This is a genomic window from Caldisericum exile AZM16c01 (assembly GCF_000284335.1).
In the GTDB taxonomy this organism is placed as follows: domain Bacteria; phylum Caldisericota; class Caldisericia; order Caldisericales; family Caldisericaceae; genus Caldisericum; species Caldisericum exile.
This window is the reverse complement of record NC_017096.1, coordinates 1484604-1506472: the sequence shown is the minus strand read 5'-3', so window position 1 is coordinate 1506472 and position 21869 is coordinate 1484604. Positions and strand designations below refer to the sequence as shown.

The 21869-nt window shown below is 35.3% G+C and carries 16 protein-coding genes; 11 read left to right on the top strand and 5 right to left on the bottom strand.

All coding sequences use genetic code 11. The annotated features are described in order from the left end of the window. The first annotated feature begins 46 nt into the window (after positions 1 to 46). The 3 genes from CSE_RS07540 (at position 47) to CSE_RS07530 (ending at position 12002) form a co-directional block, all read left to right on the top strand. Positions 47 to 1630 carry a M2 family metallopeptidase gene (locus tag CSE_RS07540; RefSeq protein ID WP_014454061.1) on the top strand — a complete coding sequence of 528 codons (1584 nt, stop codon included), beginning with the start codon at positions 47 to 49 and terminating at the stop codon, positions 1628 to 1630. A 415-nt stretch (positions 1631 to 2045) separates the two neighbouring features. Beyond that, positions 2046 to 7430 (top strand): Ig-like domain-containing protein, encoded by a 5385-nt coding sequence (locus tag CSE_RS07535; protein WP_041726160.1) that lies wholly within the window; start codon positions 2046 to 2048, stop codon positions 7428 to 7430. A gap of 198 nt (positions 7431 to 7628) precedes the next feature. After that, entirely contained in the window at positions 7629 to 12002 is a 4374-nt protein-coding gene (locus CSE_RS07530; protein WP_041726158.1) for a S8 family serine peptidase, read from the top strand. 188 nt (positions 12003 to 12190) lie between these two features. On the opposite strand, the gene CSE_RS08075 is transcribed toward CSE_RS07530, so the two are convergent. Both CSE_RS08075 and CSE_RS08445 read right to left on the bottom strand, forming a co-directional pair. After that, complete coding sequence (locus tag CSE_RS08075; RefSeq protein ID WP_014454058.1) at positions 12191 to 12493, bottom strand: hypothetical protein; 303 nt, start codon at positions 12491 to 12493, stop codon at positions 12191 to 12193. Positions 12494 to 12501: 8 nt separating this feature from the next. Then, positions 12502 to 12639 (bottom strand): hypothetical protein, encoded by a 138-nt coding sequence (locus CSE_RS08445; protein WP_014454057.1) that lies wholly within the window; start codon positions 12637 to 12639, stop codon positions 12502 to 12504. Between the two features lie 198 nt (positions 12640 to 12837). On the opposite strand from CSE_RS08445, the gene CSE_RS07520 reads away from it, so the two are divergent. The 7 genes from CSE_RS07520 to CSE_RS07490 are packed head-to-tail and all read left to right on the top strand — an operon-like array spanning position 12838 to position 19820. Next, positions 12838 to 13287 carry a glycosyltransferase family 2 protein gene (locus CSE_RS07520; protein WP_050981367.1) on the top strand — a complete coding sequence of 150 codons (450 nt, stop codon included), beginning with the start codon at positions 12838 to 12840 and terminating at the stop codon, positions 13285 to 13287. A 44-nt stretch (positions 13288 to 13331) separates the two neighbouring features. Next, positions 13332 to 13742: a hypothetical protein gene (locus CSE_RS07515; RefSeq protein ID WP_014454055.1), complete on the top strand. Its 411-nt coding sequence runs from the start codon at positions 13332 to 13334 to the stop codon at positions 13740 to 13742. A gap of 40 nt (positions 13743 to 13782) precedes the next feature. After that, the gene (locus CSE_RS07510; protein ID WP_014454054.1) at positions 13783 to 14886 is read left to right on the top strand and encodes a glycosyltransferase; all 1104 of its coding nucleotides are present in this window, start codon (positions 13783 to 13785) and stop codon (positions 14884 to 14886) included. Continuing rightward, positions 14883 to 16256, top strand: coding sequence for an ArnT family glycosyltransferase (locus CSE_RS07505; protein ID WP_014454053.1), 1374 nt, complete (start codon positions 14883 to 14885; stop codon positions 16254 to 16256). The genes CSE_RS07510 and CSE_RS07505 overlap by 4 nt, the downstream gene beginning before the upstream one ends. After that, complete coding sequence (locus CSE_RS07500; protein WP_014454052.1) at positions 16243 to 17337, top strand: glycosyltransferase; 1095 nt, start codon at positions 16243 to 16245, stop codon at positions 17335 to 17337. Before CSE_RS07505 ends, CSE_RS07500 begins: the two co-directional genes overlap by 14 nt. Continuing rightward, positions 17321 to 18478, top strand: a complete 1158-nt coding sequence (locus CSE_RS07495) for a glycosyltransferase family 4 protein (protein ID WP_014454051.1) — start codon at positions 17321 to 17323, stop codon at positions 18476 to 18478. Before CSE_RS07500 ends, CSE_RS07495 begins: the two co-directional genes overlap by 17 nt. Further along, entirely contained in the window at positions 18468 to 19820 is a 1353-nt protein-coding gene (locus CSE_RS07490; protein ID WP_014454050.1) for a sugar transferase, read from the top strand. Before CSE_RS07495 ends, CSE_RS07490 begins: the two co-directional genes overlap by 11 nt. A gap of 32 nt (positions 19821 to 19852) precedes the next feature. Here CSE_RS07490 and hepT read toward each other — a convergent pair whose 3' ends face one another. The 3 genes from hepT to mntA are packed head-to-tail and all read right to left on the bottom strand — an operon-like array spanning position 19853 to position 20671. Continuing rightward, on the bottom strand, positions 19853 to 20098 hold the full coding sequence (hepT, locus tag CSE_RS08650; protein ID WP_014454049.1) for a type VII toxin-antitoxin system HepT family RNase toxin: 246 nt from the start codon (positions 20096 to 20098) through the stop codon (positions 19853 to 19855). Continuing rightward, positions 20041 to 20268: a hypothetical protein gene (locus CSE_RS08440; RefSeq protein WP_050981364.1), complete on the bottom strand. Its 228-nt coding sequence runs from the start codon at positions 20266 to 20268 to the stop codon at positions 20041 to 20043. The genes hepT and CSE_RS08440 overlap by 58 nt, the downstream gene beginning before the upstream one ends. Next, positions 20243 to 20671 carry a type VII toxin-antitoxin system MntA family adenylyltransferase antitoxin gene (mntA, locus tag CSE_RS07480; protein ID WP_014454047.1) on the bottom strand — a complete coding sequence of 143 codons (429 nt, stop codon included), beginning with the start codon at positions 20669 to 20671 and terminating at the stop codon, positions 20243 to 20245. The genes CSE_RS08440 and mntA overlap by 26 nt, the downstream gene beginning before the upstream one ends. Before the next feature lie 241 nt (positions 20672 to 20912). On the opposite strand from mntA, the gene CSE_RS07475 reads away from it, so the two are divergent. Beyond that, positions 20913 to 21836, top strand: coding sequence for an SDR family oxidoreductase (locus CSE_RS07475; protein ID WP_014454046.1), 924 nt, complete (start codon positions 20913 to 20915; stop codon positions 21834 to 21836). Positions 21837 to 21869 lie beyond the last annotated feature (33 nt).

Here is a 21869-nt window from a genome sequence, read left to right as displayed (position 1 = left end):
TTATGCTACACTAAATTAGGAATCCATAAGAAAGGTGGTGAAATACATGGAAATAAAAGAACTTTTAAGTAAGGTAAATAGTGACCTTGAGCGCCTTTATAAGGCATATGCCCTTGCCTATTGGAATCTTGCAACCACAGGAAAAGAAGAATACGCCCGTGAACTTGAGCGAACAGAAGTTGAATTGAAATTATACCTATCAAATAGAGACCTCTTTGAAATGATAAAAGAATCCTTAGAGCAATTCGGTGAAAACCTCGATCCACTTGACAAAAGACAACTTACGATTCTCTTTCACGAGATGTTTCCAAATCAACTTCCAAAGGAAGCAATTGAAGAGGTTGTAAAAAGGGAAGTTGAAATTGAAAGTATTTACACAAATTATAGACCGCAAATTGATGGCAAAGAAGTTTCCACAAACGATATTGTGGAGATTTTAAAAACAAGCACCGATATTGAAGAGAGAAAAAAGGCTTACCTTGCCTCAAAATCAATTGGTGAAGTAATTGCACCAAAACTCATCGACCTTATAAAAATTCGAAACGAAAATGCAAAATCCCTTGGCTTTACGAATTACTATGATATGATGATGGAACTTCAAGAACTTTCAACTGACGAGATCCACACACTTTTTGCAAAAATTAAAAATGACACAGATGAGATATTCACAGAGATAAAAGACGATATTGACACAGTCATCTCAAAGAAATTTGGTGTGCCCAAAAGTGAAGTAAAGCCTTGGCTATACGAAGACCTCTTCTTCCAGGAAGTGCCCTCAATTGACGATTATGATTATGACAAGTTTGTGAAAGATAAGGATGTTGTTAAACTTGTCGAGGATGTTTATTCACGGATTGGTCTCGATATAAGGGATATTGTTGAAAGGTCAGACCTCTACGAAAGAAAAGGCAAAAACCCTCACGCATTCACCATTTCCATTGATAAGATGGACGATGTGAGGGTGCTTGAGAATATTCGAAACGATATAAAATGGCTTGAGACAACTCTTCACGAGTATGGGCATGCAGTTTATGAAAAGTATATCGATAAAACTCTTCCCTTTATTTTAAGGGATCCTGCTCACATCTTTACAACTGAAGCAGTTGCAATGTTCTTTGGACGGCTTGCTCGTCATCCTGAATTTTACGAAAAGATCCTAAACCTTGCTTCTCTAAACCTTTCAGAAATTTCACCACGCCTTATGAAACTTCTCCGATACCAACTTGCAATTACAACTCGCTGGGTTATCACATTTGTGTTCTTTGAGAAAGAACTATACAGAAATCCCGAAGGCGACCTCAACAACCTCTGGTACGATATTGTGCATGAATTACAATACATCGATCTTCCCGAGAGGCGCATGTATCCCGATTGGGCTTCAAAAATTCATTTTGGTTCTTCGCCTGTGTATTATCACAACTACCTTTTGGGTGAAATCCTTGCATCCCAATTTAGCGCCTATATTAATAAAAATATTTCCAATGGGTTTATTGAGCCACAGGTTGGCGAATTTTTTGTGGAGAAAGTTTTTAGGAAAGGTGCATCTCTTCGCTGGGACGACCTTGTTGAATTTGCAACCAGCGAACCCTTAACTTCTACTTACCTTGTTGAATTTATAAAAGGAAAGTAATATTACCTTATCATTTTAATCGGAGGAGGGAGAAAGTTTCCCTCCTCGACATTCAACTCGACTGTGCAATAGTTGTTTTTAAAAGTGTCGATAACAGGGTGTCTAATATTAATCGTCATTTATAGTCATGCCGAAATGATTTTAATTGTCACCCCGAGAAGCCTTTCTGAGGGGTCTCCTCAGTTCAATCTGAGGGGGCAAAATACCCCCCTCAGTGCTCCCCCATAAACATTAAAAATCTTTTTATCCTTAGGGGTAAGTTAGAAAGGGCATGTGCCCTTTCTAATAATTGTCTTACCGCAATACTTCTCTGAGACGACTAAAATATAATTTTTTATGTATTTTCTTTTTTCGCACTTCGTTTTACAATTTTCCTGTGGTAAAATATATGCCACAAATAAAAGAAGGAGGTAATATGAGAAATAAAGCCTTTGCTGTAATGGTTGCGATTGCAATGGTTGTCTCTCTCATTGCACCGCTTGGAAATGTAGTAAAGGGAGCTGCGTCCTTATCTTGTTCTTTTCCATTTTATTATGCACCTTACGATGGGACGCAGAATTCTGGAACACCTGTTGCTTATTACTTAACGATTACCGGAGCAAACCCTAATGCAAACTACTATTTAAATGCCTACTATTACTATGGCACTAATCCTTCTGGTAGCTACATTTGGAATGCTTCAACATCTCAGTGGGTTCCGACAACTTCAAGTTCTCCAAGTTCAACATCAGGACATCCTGTTATAACAACAGATAGTTCTGGCAATTGGTCTGGCTGGGTATTTGTAAAATCAAGGATTGATAAGGATTACGGCACTTTACCTAACATAAGATTTAGAGCCTATCTTACAAGTAATACAACTACTCAGATAACGGGAACTTACAATTCTGTTCATATGATGAATATGCGTATTTCAGGGTTTACTCCTCCATCCTGGGTAGATACAGATGGCGGTTGGATTGAAGGAATTGCTTACCAAATTGACGGAACTACACCTGCCTCAAACTGCCCAGTGGTAGTGAAGAACTCTTCCGGCACTATCATTGGCATTTATATGACTGAGGATAATGGTGTTAATGAAGGCTATTCTTCAACTCCTGGCTATTTCAAAGTTGCAGCACCTGTTGGTACAGGATACACTGTTGAGGTGTGGGATCCTTCAACAAATACTAAAATTGGAAACGCAACAACAGATGTCTTTGTAAAAGCAGGACAAACCACCTCGAATGTCACTATAAATGGAACTCAAACAAGTTATCCTCCATCTGTATTTTCTACGACACCTTCAGATGGAGCAACAAATGTTCCATTAAATACCACCGTGAAAGCAGTCTTTACGAAAGCAATGGATTCTTCTACCATAAATGTAAATACGATTATTCTTAAAGACTCCTCAGGTAATCCAGTTTCTGGAAGTGTAAGTTTTGAATCATCTACTAATACAGTTACATTTTCTCCTTCTTCTTATCTAAATATAACAACAACTTATACATTTACAATTTTAGGTGGAAGTAATGGTGTGAAGGATTCCTTAGGAAATCCAATGCCTTCGGATTACTCCATCTCATTTACTACCCAAAGTGCAGGCCCTAAGGTTCTCTCAACTAACCCTGTTGACGGTGCAACAGGTGTAGCAGTTGATACAACTATTTCTGCAACTTTTGATAAAGACATTGATACCTCAACACTTACAACCTCATCATTTACATTAAAAGACTCTTCAAACAATTCTGTTTCTGGGACAGTTTCTTATGATTCTTCTTCCAAAACTGCAACATTTACACCTTCGTCTAATCTTTCTTCAAACACAACATATACTGCAACACTTTCAGGCTCTATAAAGGATACAAGCGGCAATCTTATGGGTGCTGATTACTCATGGTCATTTACAACTGTTGAACTTCCAATAACGATTGCTGAAGCAAGAGCAAAGCCCTTAGGTACAACCGTATACATAAGAGGTAATGTAACTGTTGTTCCAGGAACATTTAACAGAGGTTTTGCAATCCAAGATTCAACTGGTGGTATATATATTTATCCTTCAACTCAGCCAACAGGTATATCTCTTGGCGATGTAGTTGAAGTAAAAGGAACACTTTACAATTACAATAACCTGCTTGAACTTTCTCCTGTAAGCTATATTAACCGAATTGGTCCAGGCACTTGCCCTGATCCAATTACTCTTGCACTTGATCAAGTTGGTGAATCATACGAAGGGTTCCTTGTTAAGGTAACTGGCACGGTAAAGTCAAAGAGCGGCACAACAAATATAACTATTGTTTTAACTGATGGAACAAACGACAGGCAAGTTTACGTATATTCTTCAACCGGTATTAATACCTCAAATATACTTGTTGGAGATAGTATAACCGTTACAGGTTTCCTTGGGCAGTATAGTTCTAATTACCAGATTCAACCAAGATATCAAAGCGATATCCTGCTTAACAAGCCTCAAATTGTCTCAACAAACCCTGTAAATAACGCAACTGGAGTTTCAATGAATTCTACGATTAGTGTAACATTTGATAGAGCACTTGATCCTACAAGCATTGATAACTCAAGCATCATCGTGAAAGATTCTTCCGGAAATCAAATTGGCGGTAGTGTTTCATATGATAATAATACTTTCACGATCACTTTTACTCCAAGTGGGAGTCTTCCATATGATATTGGAATTACAGTAACCGTTTCTAAAAACATTAAAGATACCAATGGTTATACAATGGGCACTGATTATACATTCCAGTTTGCAACAGTAACGTTCCAATCTCCGTCTCCTACAACACCGTTTACAACATCACAAGATACTTCATTAAAGATTTTTGCAGTTATGTATAATTCGCTTGAACAAGGCATAAATGAGAAAGGTGAAGCAGTTTGCCTTATGAATACAGGTTCTGCAACTGTGGATATTTCTAACTATACGATTACAGATTTCGAAGGCACAATACAATTCCCACAGGACACTTATATCGCACCGGATACAAGAATTTGGGTTGCAAGAGAAGCAACTGAATTTTACAATGAATTTGGATTTAAGCCGAATTTTGAATACGGCAAAGATACAGACTCTACGGTTCCAAATCTAACCGATGTTAATGGCACGTTCCCTATTTTCGATAACAACGGTGATGAGTGTGCAATGTTTGATAGTTCAAACAGTATTGTGGACATAGTAGTATGGGGAAATTCTGACTATGCTAACACTGGCTGGATTGGATCAAAGATTACTCCTTATATCTTTGCTTCATACATCTCACCTGAAGGCGATATTGCCTATAGAAAACTCGATGAGACAACAGGAAAGCCAATTCCTGATACAAATACCGCATCAGACTGGTCTTGGGATCCAAACGAGCCAATCGGTGGTTGCAAGATAATGTACCCAGGCTGGGATACATGGGATCTTTTCCCTACAACTGTGAAACATTCAGGCGTTGTAACAACAACATTTGCCCTTTCTCCAGACAATGCTTTCTATGCTTTAAGAGATGCTATAAGGTCTGCTCAATCATCTATTAAGATTGAACTTTATACTATAACAAGTCTTGAACTTATGCAGGAAATTCTTAACAGAATGGATGCAGGAGTGCAGGTTAAGGTGCTTATGGACGGTCAAGTATACGGTGCAACTGGTGGGACATACGATCAAGTAAGATGGTTTGTAACACAAGTCGTAAATAAAGGCGGAACTGCATACTTCCTGAGAAACCCATCCAACTCACCATATCCACACGATAGATACAATAACGTCCATATTAAGACAATAATTATTGATGATAGCAAAGTATTTATCTCTGCAGATAACCTCACAAGAAGTTCAATGCCTTGTGATGACCTTTCTGATGGCACAGCAGGAAATAGAGGTGCAACAATACTTACAAATGATCCAGTCATTGTTCAGGGAGTTTTGAAAATCTTTAATCATGATTTTAATATTGGCTATTATGATGTATCACCATATAATCCTCTAACAGATGCGCCTCCTTCTGGATACACTCCGCCTGCAATGGATAATCCATCTGGTTACTATCCTGTGCAACCGCAACCTCTTACCGTAACGGAGTATGAGGAACTTGAACTTATTCAATCGCCTGATACCTCAATTAAAGCAACAGAAGGAATTATAGGTTTGATTAATAGGGCAGGAGCAGGAGATATTGTTATTGATGAAAATCAATATGAATATTTATACTGGGGGCCATCCAGTAGTTACATCAACCCAAGACTTCAAGCACTCATTAATGCTGCAAACCGTGGTGCGCAGGTATATATCCTGCTTGATAGCGTAAATAGTGCTTCAACAAATACACCAACCAAGAATTACTTGGATAGTCTTAATAATCCTAACATACATGTGCTTCTCGGAAATCCAACCTCTGGTAATGGCTCTTATCCAATACATAACAAGATGTTCCTTGCTCGTATCGGTGGTAAAGGTTATGTAAATATTTCCTCAATTAACGGCTCAGAAAACTCTTCTCGTGCAAACCGTGAACTTGGTATCATCATCCAATCAAATGCAGGTTTTGAATACTTCTACAAAGCATTTGCCTACGACTGGGCAGTCTCCGGCGGAACTCCACTTAGTAGCAATCCAGGAACTTTGTATTTTGTGGTTTCTTCTGTTAACAACTCTTCCTTCGGCTCCATAACTCCTTTGGGATCTATTTCCATTCCTTACGGTGGCAGTCAATCTTTCACCATTAAAGCAAATCCTGGATACTTTATCTACAAAGTTTTAGTCGATGGATCTCCAATTAACATAACAAATTCTTTTAAGATGACATATACATTTACTAATATTACCTCTAACCATACGATTTCTGTTGAGTTTATGAAGCTCCCTGACACCACTCCACCTACAGTAACTCTTCCAACCATAAATGGTATTAACCTTGATTCACCTAATACAACACTTAAACTCAAAGATAATTCACTAACATTCACAGTCTCTGCAACTGATGAATCAGGTATAGCACGAATGGTTGTAAAAGTAAATGGCATTGTAGTAATTGATAAAAACAACCTTGATCCAACAATAGCCCTTCCTGATGGACTAAATACTGTTGAAGTAATAGTCTATGATACAGTAGGAAACTATACCTCCAAATCCTTCAAAGTGCTCGTTGATACAAAACCACCAACAGTTATCCTTCCAGATATTCCACAAACAACATCAACCAATTCTCTAACTCTTAAAGGCACATTGATAGATACTGTTTCAGGTGTAAGGTCCCTTATCATAAATGATATTCCTGTTCCTGTAACCCTTGAAGGAAACTTTGAAACAACTCTTACACTTTCTCAAGGCACAAACACCATAACATTAACCGCAGAAGATAATATGGGCAACAAGGTTACCAAAACCCTTACAATAACCTATACTCAACCTCAACAAACAAAGAGATCCCATATCGTAACCCTTACCATAAACTCCCCAACCATTACCATTGACTACACCATCACCAAAAACATCGATACCCAAGGAAGTAAACCCATCATCCAAAACGGTAGAACCCTTATCCCCATAAGAACTCTCATTGAATCTCTTGGTGGCAAAGTCCTGTGGGATGCAAAAGAACAGAAAGTAACCATAGAACTAAACGGCCACTCAGTAATCCTCTATATTGGCAAAACCTATGCCTATGTTGATGGAAACAAGAGAACCCTTGATGTTGCTCCTCAAATCATAAACGGTAGAACCTACATCCCCTTGAGATTTGTCTCTGAATCCCTTGGCATGGTTGTAGACTACGACTCTCAATCAAAGACCATAACAATCTACTACATACCATAATCCAACCTAACTTGTAATAACTACCTATCAAGGCAGGCTTCAATGCCTGCCTTTTTATTTAGGATTTCTGCAAGTTTCCCAAAAAGTTTGAAAATTTATGTTTGAGATATTGACTTTGATTTTTTTACAGTTATAATTTTTTCAATGGAGTATAATATTTATAGTAGTAAAAAAAGAACAATTATTAAAGGAGGTGCTATGAAAAAATTAGTTTCGTTGTTGCTTGTTTTAGTGTTTGTGCTTGCACTTTTGCCTGGCTATTCATTTACAAAAGCAAATGATGGAAGCAGTATAATTTCTGTTGCCAAGTCTCATGTAATTGAGTACCTTGATAAAAAACTACAAGCAAAACAGCATCCAAAAGTTGAGGCAAATTTCGATGTTATTGATGGTGTTGAACTTCCAAAGGATGTTATAAAGGCTTACAATGTAAAGAGCGGAGACGATAAAGTAACAGTCTATGTCCCCGGTAGCAAAGATCCTTTAATTACAGGAAAGGCATCACTATCTGATTTAAAATCAGAACATGCTTCAATTGAATCGGCAATTTCGCAATCTGGTGCCAATGTATCAAATAAAAGAGAACTTTATGTGGTTGCAAACGCTATTGGGTTTGATGTCAAAGTAAAAGACCTTCTAAAACTCTACAAAGCGCTTGGGAAAGACAGAGTTCACTTCTCCAATGTTTATAAAGTTGAACTAAATTATAGTGTTCCATTAATTGGGGCAACTGATGTGTGGTCTAATTATGGTGCTGATGGAAGTGGCTTATATTTAGGAGTTGTTGATACGGGAATTGATTATACTCATCCAGATTTTGGCGGCGATGGTACAAACCATGGTTTTCCAACCTCAAAAGTAGTTGCAGGATACGATTTCGGTGACAATGATTCTGATCCAATGGATTTGCAGGGCCATGGCACACATGTTGCAGGTATTATGGCAGCAGATGGTGTTGTAAAAGGTGTTGCACCTAAGGCAAAACTTGTGGTTGCAAAGATTGTTAAAGGTGGTGAAGGTTATGCTACTGGTATTGATATAGCAAGAGCCTTTGATTATATGGGAGATCCAGATAACCTTGATAACGGCCCTGAAGGAAAACATCCAAAGGTTACAGCAGTTAACATGTCGTTCGGGAGCCCTTACGGATTTGTAGATCCTTTTGATATTGAACATATGGCAATAGAACGTTGTATAGGAACTGGTGTGTTTGTATCCCTTTCTGCGGGAAACTCATATTGGGCTTATGCAAATACGTTTGGTACATCATATAGGTATCAATATATTCCTGATTGGGCTTCGGTTGGTTCTCCTTCTATTACTCCATCTGCAATGTCAGTTGCAGCAAGTTATAATAGTTATTCAAGATATCCTGCACTCACAAGAATTGCTCCTACTCCTGAAGTAAACTATGCATATACCGTAGGATCTGGTTCACCCGATCCAATTACAACACTTGGGGATAATAATGGACAGGGATACGAGTATGTTTACTGTGGATATGGTGGTTCCTCTGAGTTTCCACCAGAAGTTTCTGGAAAAATCGCATTAATTAGGAGGGGAAATTATACCTTCTTAACTAAAATTCAAAATGCTTATAATGCCGGTGCAATTGGAGTAATTATTTTCAATAATACAACTGGTTATCTTACAATGGCAACAGATGGTCAACCATCAATTCCTGCAGTATTCATTAGTAAGGCTGATGGTGAAGCTTTACTTCCTTACGCAGTAAACGGTGAGACGGGTGGCGGTAGGGTAGGATTTAGGTCAAATACCTATGCAGATGTTCCACAACTTGTAGATACTATGGTTAGTTTCTCCTCATGGGGACCTGCTCCTGATTTGTCTTTCAAGCCTGAAATAACTGCACCTGGTGGTGGCATTTGGTCAACAGTTCCTGTTGCTCAGGGGAGTTATGCAAATTATTCAGGCACATCAATGGCTGCACCTCATGTTGCTTCTGCAGCAGCACTTGTAAAGCAGGTTCATCCTAATTGGCAAGTTTCAGATATTAAAACTGCTTTAATGAACACAGCAAAATTGATAACAGATCCTTCAACGGGCGTTTACTATTCACCTCACCTTGTTGGCGCAGGAAGGGTAGATGTAAAGTCTGCTGTGAAAACTCCGGTTCTTGTAACGCATTTTAGCCCTAAAGGTGAAATACCAATGCCAACGGAACTTCCCTATGTTGCATTAGGAGAACAAACAAATTACAAAAATCAACCAATTTCCTTTACCTTAAGATTGAGAAATACAACATCTACACCTGCTACATATACAGTTAATCCAGGTTATGTCCAGACAGTTGATTATGTAATGAGAGCAAGAGTATTACCTGGTGCAACAATTTCCGCAAGTCCTTCAACAGTTACGGTTCCTGCAAATGGTGTTGCATTTGTTACGATAACAATTGATGCAACAAATTGCACGCAGCAAACCCTTTACTTTTACGGTTATATACTTGACTACTATGTGAATTATGTTGAGGGATTCATAAAATTTGTGCCAACAGATCCAACTCTTCCTGAGCTCCATATGCCTTATATGGGTGTGCTTGGTAAGTGGAATCAGTTTACAGATGAAAACGCTTGGGACTTTAATCCAATAATTGACCCACCCGCAGATGATCCATATAACCTTATTTGGTGGTGGTATGGCGAGAGTTATTTTGATACATGGCCTGAATTTACAGATGGTAGCCATTGGTATTTTACAGGTATTGATTTTTATGGAAATCCTGACAGAAATGCAATAGCAGTTAATACTAATTCTTATTATCTTGAAGCAAACTTTGGTTTGCTTAGAAATGCTCAAAATGTGACAATTGAGATAAGAGATAATTCTAACAATCTTGTAAAGACAATTGATTCTGTTGATTGGATGTATAAAGACCCTTATTATGCGCTTGATGGGTGGTTATGGTACTTTGCCAATCCATGGACTGGGCAACCTTTCTGGTGGGATGGAACAGATGCAAATGGAAATTCTGTGCCTGACGGAAAATACCACCTTGTAATAAAAGCTACACCACAAAAGATGTTTAATAAGGCAAATTATGATGCACCACATATAGTTGACTTCCCCGTTTCACTTGATAGAGTTGCACCATCAACAAGTTGGACTACAACAACAAATCCAGATGGATCTGTTACTGTTACATGGAGTGCATTAGACTCAGAGCCTTCTTCAGGCATTTGGGGATTTGATATTGAGTGGACAAGTGGTTTTGCTATTGTCTCACCTACACAGAACTCCTTTACTATTCCTGCAGGTGAAAATACAAGTGAAATTTATGTTATCGCAATTGACAATGCTTGGAATATGGGCTTTGGAAGTAACCCTGTTCTTACAATAAATCCAACTGAAGCAACTATAAGTGTAGGTCAAACTGTTTCCGCAACGCTTAGTGTATCGGGAGGAGTTGCGCCTTACAGCTATTCTGTTCCGACTGTATCGCCAAAACCAAACGGCAAGTATGGAATTTCAGGAAATACATTTAATTTCACACCATCCATTGATGATCAAGATAAAGTATTTATCTTTACAATAAAGGTTGCAGATTCATTTGGAAGGGAAGATTCAAAACAATTTAAAGTTAATGTTCTTAAGCTCCCTGACACCACTCCACCTACAGTAACTCTTCCAACCATAAATGGTATTAACCTTGATTCACCTAATACAACACTTAAACTCAAAGATAATTCACTAACATTCACAGTCTCTGCAACTGATGAATCAGGTATAGCACGAATGGTTGTAAAAGTAAATGGCATTGTAGTAATTGATAAAAACAACCTTGATCCAACAATAGCCCTTCCTGATGGACTAAATACTGTTGAAGTAATAGTCTATGATACAGTAGGAAACTATACCTCCAAATCCTTCAAAGTGCTCGTTGATACAAAACCACCAACAGTTATCCTTCCAGATATTCCACAAACAACATCAACCAATTCTCTAACTCTTAAAGGCACATTGATAGATACTGTTTCAGGTGTAAGGTCCCTTATCATAAATGATATTCCTGTTCCTGTAACCCTTGAAGGAAACTTTGAAACAACTCTTACACTTTCTCAAGGCACAAACACCATAACATTAACCGCAGAAGATAATATGGGCAACAAGGTTACCAAAACCCTTACAATAACCTATACTCAACCTCAACAAACAAAGAGATCCCATATCGTAACCCTTACCATAAACTCCCCAACCATTACCATTGACTACACCATCACCAAAAACATCGATACCCAAGGAAGTAAACCCATCATCCAAAACGGTAGAACCCTTATCCCCATAAGAACTCTCATTGAATCTCTTGGTGGCAAAGTCCTGTGGGATGCAAAAGAACAGAAAGTAACCATAGAACTAAACGGCCACTCAGTAATCCTCTATATTGGCAAAACCTATGCCTATGTTGATGGAAACAAGAGAACCCTTGATGTTGCTCCTCAAATCATAAACGGTAGAACCTACATCCCCTTGAGATTTGTCTCTGAATCCCTTGGCATGGTTGTAGACTACGACTCTCAATCAAAGACCATAACAATCTACTACATACCATAATCCAACCTAACTTGTAATAACTACCTATCAAGGCAGGCTTCAATGCCTGCCTTTTTATTTAGGATTTCTGCAAGTTTCCCAAAAAGTTTGAAAATTTATGTTTGAGATATATGATCCCTTACCTAATTTTTTTAGCACGTTTTTAATTGCTAACTTTTTCAAGCAATTCTACTTGAAATTATTCTGAGTCAAAGGAAAATCAGTATATCTAAGTCTCTTTTAAGTAAAAGAGGATTTAGTGTTTCATACATTCTCCTGAGATTCTTCTTTATTTCTTCAGATACTAACTCACATTCAAGAATCCTTTGATAGGGTGTCTTGGGTTTGTCGTATTTCTTTGATACCTTACTTCCAATTCTTGTTTTCTCTTTTAGTTTCATTGAAGGTAAGAAAAAGTTCGTATAGAGCCTCAATGTATTGTAGAGTTCATTCATTATCTTCAGTTCCTCATCCGTATCATACCTTATGTATCCTACAGCCCTTCTTACCACAGAATAGTTTATCTTTCAACAAAGCAATTGTCATTCTTTCTATAAAGTCTTGCCCTTGTAATTGTGATATGCTCTTTTTCACAATAATTCAATAGATGTGCATTGATGAATTCACTTCCATTATCTCTCAATACCTTTTTATTCACGAAGAGAAACTCTTCCGAGTCTTCTTTAATACAATGAATATCCTCGTTTTATTTTTTAAATTTCTATAAGGATTTTCTATATTAGGAAATGACTTAATTTTGTGAGGGTTTTTGATTAGGCAATTCGAAGATTCTCTATTATTAGAATTTTTGGGTATAATTTTCTTGTAAGTTATTTTGTATTAACGGATGAAAATAATGGAAAACTTAGGGCTTGTTTCAATAATAATGCCGGTTTACAATGCAGAAAAGTATGTGAAAGATGCGATTGAGTCTGTATTAGCTCAAACATATCCATACTTTGAACTTATAGTTGTTAATGATGGCTCAACTGATAGGAGTGATGAAGTAATTAGGTCCTTTAAGGATAAGAGGATTGTATATATTAAGCACGAGAAAAATCTTGGAGTTGCAGAAGCACGAAATACCGCCCTTAGGATTGCAAAAGGAAAGTGGGGAGCGGTTATTGATGCAGACGATGTGTGGCTAAAGGAAAGATTGGAAAAATTAATTCCAATAATAGCAAAAAATGAGAATTTTTTTGTTGGAGATGATCACATAATTTGCTTTGATTCTCCGATGGGCTTAAAAAGGTGGGAGAGTCAATTACGTTTATTTCACAATAAAATTTTTTTAATTCAGAAATAATAGAATTTGATATATTTGATTATATTGATGCTGGGAGCATGATGATGCATCCAATTTTTCCTCTATCAATAGTAAAAGAGAGAGAAATATTTCAACAACAACAATTTGTTCCTGTTGAAGATCTGTGCTTTTACTTCGAACTTTTTTTGTCTGGGCTAAAATTGAAAGTGACAAAAGAATCTTACTACCTGTATAGAATTACTCCTGGTTCATTGACTTCGAAAAAACCAATTGACAATATGCCTTTAATTGTTGATTATCTTTCTCAAAAATATCCGTTAACAAAAGAAGAAAAAAATGCTTTTAACAGACTTATTAGAAAATCTAATAGAAACTATATTTATAATATGTTTACATATTACCTAAAGAAAAAGGATTTTAAAAATGCATTATTGTTCGGATTTAAACATCCGTTTGTATTTTTGAATTTCTTTTTAGACTTAGATACTCCTTGAGATATCGTATTAAAGCAAAATTATTAGGAGGAATAATTAGGTGAGTAATATTGAAAAAAGAATTGCATTTTTTTTGCCGAACCTTAACGGTGGTGGTGCAGAAAAATCAATAGTAAACTTAGTCAAGGAATTTTCAAAACGCAATTTTTATATCGACTTAGTATTAGTTAGTGCACAAGGACCATATATTTCACAAATTCCTAATAATGTAAGAATAATTGATTTAAACACTTCGCATGTTATTTTGGCTTTACCTAAATTGGTGAAGTATCTTGCTAGTAATAAGCCCGATGCTTTAATTTCTTCTTTAAATCATGCAAATGTTGTTGCAATAATGGCAAAATTGATTTTGAATAGTAAAACGAAAATAATTGTTAGGGAAGATAGTATCCCTTCTCAAGAAAGAAGGAATTCAAAATCGATAAAAAGCAAAGTTTTGCCTCTGCTAATGCATGTATTTTATCCATATGCAGATTTTGTAATTGCAGTATCGAAAGGTGTAAAAGAAGATTTAGTTAGTTATGTTAGACTAAAACCTGGCAGGATAAAGGTGATATTTAATCCCGTATTAGATTTAGAAATTTTTGACAGGGCAAAAGAAAATGTTGATTATAAGTGGTTTAATGATAATAATTATTTACCTATTATAATCTCTGTTGGTAGGTTAACTGAGCCGAAAGACTTTGGCACATTGCTGAAGGCGTTTGCACTCGTTCGAAAACAAATTGATGCAAGACTTGTCATCTTAGGTGAAGGAGAAGAAAGAAAGAATCTGGAGACTCTTACAAAAGAACTTGGTGTTTCAGATTATGTCTGGATGCCAGGTTTTGTTGACAATCCGTATAAATATATGAGCAGAGCAGATGTTTTTGTTCTTTCGTCTTTGTACGAAGGGCTCTCTATGGTTCTAATAGAAGCGCTTGCGCTTGGTGTCCCTGTTATCTCAACTGACTGCAAAAGTGGGCCAAGAGAAGTTCTTGAGAATGGAAAATATGGGAAGTTAGTGCCAGTTCACGATGTAAATGCTCTAAGTACTGCAATTATGGAAGTTTTGACTAATCCGAAAAGTTTTGAAATTGATAAAGACGTATTAGAGAAATATAAATCAGAAAAAATATTTGAGGAGTATTTGAAATTAATATGAAAGAAAATAGCCTCTTAATTAAACGAGTTTACCGAGTTTTAATTTTGTTTTTTGTCTTTATTTTTGTACTTGCTATAAGAATTCCTGTAGTGCAAAATATTCTATTAACTTTTGCTGGTTTCTTGATGATTCAATGGCTTGTACCGATGGAAATGAAAAATGCTTTATTTCTTGCTTACGTTATAAGAATTTTATTTCTTTTATTTAACACATATGCTTTTCATCTACCTTTACTAAATACGGGTGATGCCACAATGTATGATTCTATTGGACTTCAGTGGTCTCAAAATGGAGTAGAATGGGTGCTTGCACATTTTACATCCGGAGCGTTCATGTATAGTTGGTTCATTGCAATTGTTTATTACACTTTTGGGTATAATCCTTTTATTGTGCAATTTATAAATGTAATGTTTGGAACTTTTACGATTTTTTATGTTTATCTTATTACTGAAGACATCTTTAGTGAAGAAGAAGCGTTAATTACCTCTTATATTTCCTCAATATTTCCTTCTTTTGTTTATTTCTCCCTGGCTATTCTAAGAGAAGCCCCGATTGTTTTTTTCTTTACAGGTGGTGTTCATTATTTTATAAAATGGCTTAAAAATGGAAGTTTAATTAGTTTGGTCGTATCTGAGGGCATGTTTGTCTTGTCAGTAGGATTCCATACCGGGGCATTAGTTTCTCTTTTTGTCGTTTTTCTAATTAATCTCTTTCTTCTATTGGAATGGCTTATTCGGAAGAAAAAAACATATATCTTCCAAAAATCTGCGGGAATATTTGTGTCTTTATTTTTCATATGGTTTGAATTTGAGACCAGATTTGGTTTTGAAAAATTATCGCCTCTTCAGTTTCCTACTCCTCCTACTACTATTTCTAATTTTCTGGGTAAACTTATAATATTAATAAAATCTTTTCTACAAAGTTTGATAAATTATATTAACAAAATGCAGATTGGATATTCTTATGGGCGTGCAGTTTACTTACCAAATTTTGTTGTGAAAAGTTTCCCTGATTTAGTATTGCAAATACCTGTCAGATTGTTTTATTTTCTTTTTTCCCTTTTTCTGTGGATGATAAAAGAACCTATTGACTTGCTTGGTTTTTTTGATGCTATTTTTTATATTATTATTGTAGTTCTTATTTTGCTAAACATTAAGAAATTAGTTAGAAAAAAAGAAACTTTGTTTATTCTTATTTTGCTCTTTGCAGAGTTTACAGTTTTTGGTCTTATTACTTCCAACTATGGAAGCGCTTTGAGACACAGGGCGAAGTTTGTTGGACTACTAATTATACTTGCTTCGCCAACTGTTAAAAATTTTTTAGAACGATTTAATACAAATGTTTTATGGAGAAGAAATGAAGGTACTTAATCTCATTGACTCACTATACGCAGGTGGTGCAGAATCTCTTCTTAAAAACTTTTTGATTGAAGTAAAAAAACATCCCGATATACAAATTGATGTGTGCACTTTGTATTCAAGGAACGTATTTAAAGATGATCTTGTTAAGAACGGTGTTAATGTATTCGACCTTGCACTACCTTTTAAATATGACTTTAGAGGTGTCTTGAAACTTGTAAAATTAATAGGAGAGAATAATTATGATATTGTTCATGTGCACTTGTTTCCGGCGGATTTGTTTGGGGCTTTGGCGTCATTGTTTGTTAGTAAAAAGGCTAAATTTATCTTTTCCGAGCATAGCATTTACAATAGAAGAAGAGATATAAAATTATATAAGCCAATTGATATGTTTGTTTACTCACGATATAAAAAGATTATCTGTGTAAGTGATTTAGTTAAAAAGAAACTGATTGATTACATTCCTGAACTTGCAGACAAGACTACCGTGATTAAAAATGCAATTCCTGTAAAAGATGAAATTGGGGAACAGAAGCATAAAATATACGATGTTTTATTCGTTGGTAGGCTTGAAAAGGCAAAAGGAGTTGATGTTCTTATAAAAGCAATTTATGAAATAAAATCAAAATACTCCTTGAACCTTGCTGTTGCGTTAATTGGCGATGGATCTTTGAAAAGCGATTATGAAAAACTTGTTAAAGAACTTAATCTTGAAAGTAGTATAAAATTTCTTGGTATAAGAAGAGATGTTGAAGCGCTAATGAGAATGAGCAAAATTTTTGTCCTTCCTTCACTCTGGGAAGGACTGCCAATGGTGCTACTTGAGGCGATGGCAAATGGGATTCCTATAATTGCAACCAAAGTTGGTGGAATTCCTGAGGTGATTGAGGATGGTGTTAATGGCTTACTCGTTGACCAAGAGTCGTCCACCGAACTTGGAGAAAAAATTGTCTATCTTCTTAATAGCTCGGCTTATGGAGAACAACTATCAAAAAATGCCTTTGGAAAGGTTAAAAGAGAATATTCGATTGAGGCTTACACAAAAGAAATGTTGCGCTTATACAGGGAAATTCTAAATGAAGAAAACAATTAAGAAAATCTTATTTCTCGCAACTGTTGATTCGCACATTTATTATTTTCATATTCCTTTTATGAAATTGTTGAGAGATATGGGATATGAGGTCGAAGTTGCGTGTTCAAATGTCGGCTTTACAGATAAGATAGAGGTTGAAGGTTTTAGAGTCCATAATATTCCCTTTAGCAGGAATCCTTTAAGTATAAGTAATATAAGATCTGCAATTGAATTGTATAAACTCGTAAAAAAGGAAAACTATATAATGCTTCACACTCACACACCTGTTGCAAGTTTTATAGGGCGAATTGTGGGGAGGATAGCAGGAATTCCTCACATTGTTTATACAGCGCATGGTTTTCACTTTCATGAATATGGCAATCCTTTAATGAATTTGATATATTTCCATCTTGAAAAATTTGCAGGTAGGTTTACTGATGTTTTGATAACAATAAACACAGATGATTATAAAATTGCAAAAGAAAAGAAAATTGTGCCAAACGGAAAGATAATATATTTAAAAGGAGTTGGAGTTGATACTGAGAAGTTTAAGGCAGAATCCGAAAATTTAGATAAAAATTTCAATGTGGGTAAAAGTTTTGTATTTACTTCTGTGGGAAGAATGGAGAAAGAGAAACATTTCGACCATTTATTAAAAGCCTTTTATGTGGTAAGCCAAAAGAATAAAAATTTTGAGTTAGTTTTAATAGGTGACGGAAAGTGTTATGATTCCTTAAGAAATCTTTCGTATGGGTTGTCTTTGGAAGATTACATTAGATTTGTAGGGTATTTAGAAGACATTAAACCATATTTAGGGAGTTCTCTTGCGTTCGTTTTTACATCGTCCCGTGAGGGTTTGCCTGTTTCTGTTATGGAAGCGATGGCAATGGAAAAACCTGTCGTTTCATATAATATAAGAGGTGTGAGAGATTTAATCGAAGATGGCGTGAACGGATTTTTGGTGCCATTTGGTGATATAGAAGGTCTTGCAGATAAAATTATTTACCTTATGGAAAATCCTGAAGTTGCAAAAGAAATGGGCAAAAGAGGAAGAGAGAAAATTGAAAGAGAATTTAGCCTAAATATAATTTTAGCGCAAATGAAATATATTTATAAAGAAATTCTTGAAACCCAAGGGCAAAATTTTGAAAATGAAAAATAATAAAGACTCAATAAGATTAAATTATGTTTTACTTAAGGGAGTCCAGTTTTTATCAGATATGTTAGTCGTTTGTTTCTCTTATTTTCTTTCAATTTATTTGAGATTAATTGCAGGGAAACCTCTTTCTCATGATAATATAGCAAGTATTAAATTAGTTTTGCCGTATATTTTGCTTTTGTATGCTATATTTTATTTCATATATAAACTTTATGACATTGAGTCATTGGATTCTTACGAGACATTTTTAGGTATTTTCTTTTCGACCATTTTAATATTTTTACTTACTCTTGCTTTATCGTTCTTTCTAAGAGCATTTGCTGTTCCAAGGACAATTATTATAGGTTCATTTTTCTTGCAACTTATCTTTCTTTTACTTTCGCATTATTTAATTTCGTTGATTTACGATAAGGTTATTCCTCCACAAGATATTGCTGTAATTACTAAAAGCGTTGATCAGGAAAATAAAGTTTTGGAATATTTGGGTCGACTTAGAAGAGGAAAAGTAAATTTAAGTTTATTAACTGTTGACACTCTGGACTTTAAAGAAAAAATTGAGAAGGTTTTAGATTCATACGATCTTTTTGTTGTTGATGATAGTTTCACACTTTTTGAAAAAGATGAAATAGTAAAATTTTTAGCATATTTAGATAAGCCTTTTTATATCGTGCCAGGGTTGTATGGTTTACTACTTTTAAATCCAAACCTCCACTTTATAAATGACTTAACTTTGTTTGAAGTCTATGTTGTGAATTTCTCGCCTATAGAAAGAATCATTAAGCGCCTTATTGATATTGTTTTTTCTATTGTTACTTTGGTAATTTTTTCTCCTGTTATTTTTATAGTTTCCATTGCAATTGTTTTAGACTCAGGCTTACCGATTTTCTACTTACAAGAGCGAGTTGGTGAAAGAGGCAAAATTTTCAAAACAATAAAATTCCGAACGATGATTAAGGATGCAGAAAAGCACACTGGTGCAGTGCTTTCCTCTGAAAACGATCCTCGAATTACAAGGGTTGGAAGGTTTTTAAGAAAAACAGGTCTTGATGAGGTGCCCCAGTTTATAAATGTCCTTAAAGGAGAGATGAGTGTTGTTGGTCCAAGACCTGAGCGCCCAGAACTTATTGAGAAAATCAAGAAAGATGTCCCATATTTTGATTTAAGGCTTTTAATGAAGCCAGGAATTACTGGTTTTGCACAACTTTACGGGAAATATGACACCTCTTTCGAGGACAAATTAAAGATGGATTTGGCGTATGCTAAAAGTAGGCACATTATTCTAACCGATATATACATAATATTTAACACCATAAAATTGTTTTTGTCACCGCACAAAAGAAAGTAAGTAGTCTTCACAGTTGATAACTAATTTATCTATTATTGAACAAAAATTTTTTTAATCTCCGAGATAAATGAAGTAAATGTTTTGAGTTCTGATAGTAGAGAAAATAAGTGTTCTACATTAATTTCAGCATATTCATGCACTAATAAATTTCTCAACCCAACTATTTTAATAAGTTCATTTGCGGTAGAGTTTTTAATATAATTTTTATCTCTTAGGATTTCTATACATTCCCTATAATTTTTAGGATTTCCAAGGTTGAATCTGAAATTAACGCGCACGCAACACCTATAACAATTTGAGAAGATTCAAAAATACCATACCTTAATGCCCATTCAAGGGTTTTGTCGTTTAGGATATCATTTATTTTGTATCTTTTTTTGAATGCTTGTAAATAGTGGAGGTTATCCTCAAGAGTTTTTAATCTATCCAGTATAGTTTCTATCGCCAATTCGTCCCTCACTTATCCTCTTTATAAATGCTTCATTTATTAAACGTAGCGTTGGTTTAAAATCAAAGTAGTAGAGAAAAACTTTTGTTTTATATTCTGAAAGCGCATTTTTATCCTTTGTGAACAAGACTTTCCCTGTTGTAATTATTGAATAAGCAAAACTTGGGTTTTCTTCGTATAGTTTGTTTAAAGTTACGATGTCAATTTGCCTTTTTGTTATGGTTTCTAATTCTGAAACTAATTCACCCAAATCTAAGATGGTGAGATTCTTCTTGAGAAATATGCCTAAATCAATATCACTTGTTTCTTTTGCTTTATGAGTTGCAAAAGAACCAAATAAAATTGCAAAGGTTATAAACCTCTTTTTTAAAAGAATTTTTGTTATCTTTTTAATCTCTTCCATTTCCAAATCCGCAAAATTTAAATGTATGGTAAAAACCTTTTAAATTGTAACCCAACTATTTAATTATAAAAGTTTCTCAAAAATATACAAATTGGAGCATATCCGACATGAGAAAGTAAGTATAATTAAAATTTACGAGTCTGTAATTATGTTCAAATTGTCTTTGAGTGATTTGCTTGTTTGACCTAGAAAGATATAATAAAAAAAGAACTTCATTGAAATTAATTGTTGGAGGAAAAAAATGAGAATTTTAGTTACCGGTGGTGCAGGGTTTATTGGCTCAAATGTAGTGGATGCATTTGTTGAGAAAGGCTTTGAAGTTGGAGTTTTAGATAATCTTTCAACAGGAAAAGAGAAAAATATAAATCCAAAAGCTAAATTTTATAATGTAGATTTGAGAGATTTTAGTTCCCTTGAAAAAGTTTTTGTAGACTTCAAACCTGAAATTGTTGATCACCATGCAGCACAGATTGATGTAAGAAAATCAGTTAAAGACCCTTCATTTGATGCCGAAGTTAATATCATAGGCTCTATAAATTTATTTGATTTGGCAGTTAAGTATGGTGTAAGGCGAATTATTTTTGCTTCAACTGGCGGTGCGCTTTACGGGGAACCGAAAGTTTTACCTGCAAATGAGGATACACCCATTAAACCTCTTTCTCCGTATGGGGTTTCAAAATACTGTATGGAAAATTACCTCAATTATTTTAAAAGGCTTCATGGTATTGAGCGTGTAATTTTGCGGTATGCAAATGTCTATGGACCAAGACAAGATCCATTAGGTGAAGCAGGCGTTATTGCAATTTTTACAGGGAGAATCTTAGAAGGTAAACCTGTTACTATTTTTGGTGACGGCACCCAAACAAGAGACTTTATTTATGTTGAAGATGTTGTAAGTGCAAACTTGCTTGCACTTGATGGTGTTGAGGGCACATATAACATTGGCACAGGTAATGAAACTTCGGTTAATGAAATTGTTCAAGTATTTGAGAAAGTATTGAGAAGAAAGGTTGAAGTGGAATATGCTAAACCCCGACCAGGTGAAGTATATCGTATTGCACTTGACTATACAAGGGCAAAACAATCCTTAGGATTTGAGCCAAAATATACCTTGGAAGAAGGGATAAAGAAAACAATTGAATGGTATACAAAGAATATGAAATGATAAATTTTTCGTGGTTTCTCTTATAATATAACG